This window comes from Arenimonas sp. (assembly GCF_019459675.1).
Taxonomy (GTDB): domain Bacteria; phylum Pseudomonadota; class Gammaproteobacteria; order Xanthomonadales; family Xanthomonadaceae; genus Arenimonas.
In genome coordinates, this window is the sequence record NZ_JAIBFH010000353.1 from 1 (window position 1) to 2,697 (window position 2,697).

Consider the following 2,697-nt stretch of genomic DNA (forward strand, 5'->3'; position numbering starts at 1 on the left):
GGGGGGGGGTTTTTTTTTTTTTGTGGGGGGGTTGGGGTTTTTGGGGGGGCGCCCCCCCCCCAAATTGGCCGGGCTCAGCGCTTGACCAGCTCGACGCGACGGTTCTTGCTGCGGCCGGCTTCATCGTCGTTGCTGGCCACGGGGGCCGCCATGCCGGCGCCGAACGCCGTCAGTCGCGCGGCGGCGATGCCGTGCTGCCCCACCAGCGCCGAAACCACGGCGGCGGCGCGGCGGCTGGAAAGGCTGACGTTGTAGTCGAACGCACCCTGCGAATCGGTATGCCCGGCCACCACCAGCTTCAGCGAGGGGTTGGCGCGCAGGAACTTGGCGATCTCCGCCAGGGTGGCCTTGGACTCGGGCTTGATGTCCGCCTTGTCGGTGTCGAAAAGGATGCCGTAAAGCGCCACCCGGCCGCTGGTGTCGATGGAGGCCTGCATGGCGGAGGCGTCCACGAACACGATCTTGTCGGTTTCCATGGCCTTGGATTCGACCACCGAGATCACGCTGCGCGGGCCGACCTTGGGCGAGCCGTGTTCGGCCGTGCGGATGGCGACGGTGGTGATGGCGCCGGCCTGGTCGCGCTCAAGCAGGGCGTAGCGGATCTTGCGGTCGGCGCCGATCTTGTGTTCGCCGGTGTCGCTCCAGCTCAGGGACATGTTGTAGGCCCTCTTGGGGTCGTCCACGCAGCCGGCTTCCTCGCAGGTGAACACCGTGCGGAAACCCTGGCCGGTCAGGCGGCCAACCTGGTTGCGGAACACTTCCAGCGACGAGCGGCCCAGCGGCGCCTCGTAGGCGATGTGGGTGTAGCGGCCCTCGACGGTGACGGTGTTGGACGGCGCCAGCCTGTAGTTGGCCGCGCGCGTGAGCGTGCTGCTGAGCAGGGACTTGCTGTCGAAGTCCTTCTGCGTGTAGGCCATAAGACGCGAGCCCTCATAGCGGCCCACCAGGGGATGGTCCTTGCCGCCGGGAGCGTCGGGCGGCAGGGCGGTCTGGGCCAGGGCAGCGGTCGAAAGAAGCAGCGTGGCCAGCAGGCAAGTGAGCCATGAAGTGGCGCGATAGTGGGTCATGGTGGTCTCCGGGAGGGCGCCGGCTATCCGGACGCGATGCCAACATAACGCGTTTCAGCTACCGATCCCGGCCATCGCGGGGTCCGCCCCCGTGCCTGCCCGGGGCGGGCGCCGGCGGTTCAAGCTCCGGCGACCAGGCCCCGGGTCGCCAGGAACGCCCGCGCATCCTCGGCATCGCCTTCGAACCAGGCGCGCGCCGAGCCCAGCCGGAAGCTGTAGCCCCAGGCGTCCATGTCCGCCAACAGGCGGTCGCGGCCCACGCCGGGCAGGGCATCGGCCAGCAGGATCTGCAGGTAGCAGGCGGCGTCCTCCTCGGGAACCGAGTCGGTGGCGTCGGTGTGCACGGCGGCACGCCGCTCCGGCGGCATAACGATCAGGTGGCTGGCTTCATGCAGCAGCGAATGCACCGGCGTGTCGGCGCGGGCATACACCGTGCAGCCGATCAGCCCGGCCTCGCAGTCGCCCCAGAAACTGCCCGGTATCGCCTGCCCGTCGGGCACGCGGGACAGCGCCAGGCCGTGCCGGGAAAGCAGGTCCCCGGCCGCATCGAAGCCGATGTCGGCCAGGGTCAGCATGGCTCAGTTGCTGGCGGGGCTGGCCTTGTCGGGCAGCGCCACCGAGATGTCCAGCAGCTCGCTGTCGCCGTCCTTGTGCATGCCCACCTTCACCGCGTCCGAGTCCACGTTGATGTACTTGCGGATCACTTCCAGCAGCTCGCGCTGCAGCATTGGCAGGTAGTCGGGCGCGCCGCGCATCGAACGTTCCTGCTGGATCAGGATCTGCAGGCGGTTCTTGGCGACGTTGGCGCTGTTTTTCTTACCCGGGTTGAGGAAGTCGAAGATACCCATGGTTCAACCCCCGAACATCTTTGAGAAGAAACCCTTCTTCTCGACGGTGGTGAAGCGCATCGGGCGGTCTTCGCCCAGGATGCGCGCGACGGCGTCGGTGTAGGCCTGCCCGGCGGGCGAATTCTCGTCCAGGATCACCGGCACGCCGGCGTTCGAGCTCTGCAGCACTTCGGGTGATTCGGGGATGACGCCCACCACGTCCAGGCCCAGGATTTCCTGCACGTCGGCGATCGACAGCATGTCGCCGGTCTCCACCCGCTTGGGGCTGTAGCGGGTAAGAAGCAGGTGCTCCTTCACGCGCTCGCCGTTCTCGGCCTTGCGGGTCTTGCTGGCCAGCAGCCCCAGGATGCGGTCGGAGTCGCGCACCGAGCTCACTTCCGGGTTCACCACCACCACGGCGCGGTCGGCGAAGTACATCGCCAGGAACGCGCCCTTTTCGATGCCGGCCGGCGAATCGCACAGGATGAAGTCGAAGCCTTCCTCGACCAGGCCGTTGAGCACTTTTTCGACGCCTTCCTTGGTCAGCGAATCCTTGTCGCGGGTCTGGGAAGCGGCCAGCACGAACAGGTTGTCGAAGCGCTTGTCCTTGATCAGGGCCTGCTTGAGGTTGGCCTCGTCGTTCACCACGTTCACGAAGTCTTAAACGACCCGGCGTTCGCAGCCCATGATCAGGTCGAGGTTGCGCAGGCCGACGTCGAAGTCGATCACGACGGTTTTCTTGCCGGCCCTGGCCAGGCCGCAGGCGATGCTGGCGCTGGTGGTGGTCTTGCCGACGCCGCCCT

At 67.1% G+C, this 2,697-nt stretch carries 3 protein-coding genes and 1 pseudogene; all 4 read right to left on the reverse strand.

What is annotated here, in order from left to right; genetic code table 11:
• Window positions 1–74: 74 nt before the first annotated feature.
• The gene (locus K0M70_RS11745; protein ID WP_290782126.1) at window positions 75–1,067 is read right to left on the reverse strand and encodes an OmpA family protein; all 993 of its coding nucleotides are present in this window, start codon (window positions 1,065–1,067) and stop codon (window positions 75–77) included.
• A 119-nt stretch (window positions 1,068–1,186) separates the two neighbouring features.
• Window positions 1,187–1,642, reverse strand: a complete 456-nt coding sequence (locus K0M70_RS11750; protein ID WP_290782129.1) for a hypothetical protein — start codon at window positions 1,640–1,642, stop codon at window positions 1,187–1,189.
• 3 nt (window positions 1,643–1,645) lie between these two features.
• A complete protein-coding gene (gene minE, locus K0M70_RS11755) occupies window positions 1,646–1,915 on the reverse strand; it encodes a cell division topological specificity factor MinE (protein WP_290782132.1) in 270 nt (89 codons plus the stop codon).
• A gap of 3 nt (window positions 1,916–1,918) precedes the next feature.
• Window positions 1,919–2,697, reverse strand: a pseudogene (gene minD / locus K0M70_RS11760) (septum site-determining protein MinD); the annotation flags it as partial.

Bases quoted from the DNA above. Each gene is read 5' to 3' on its own strand.
- minE (WP_290782132.1), bottom strand. From the start codon at position 1,915: ATGGGTATCTTCGACTTCCTCAACCCGGGTAAGAAAAACAGCGCCAAC.
- K0M70_RS11750 (WP_290782129.1), bottom strand. From the start codon at position 1,642: ATGCTGACCCTGGCCGACATCGGCTTCGATGCGGCCGGGGACCTGCTT.
- K0M70_RS11745 (WP_290782126.1), bottom strand. From the start codon at position 1,067: ATGACCCACTATCGCGCCACTTCATGGCTCACTTGCCTGCTGGCCACG.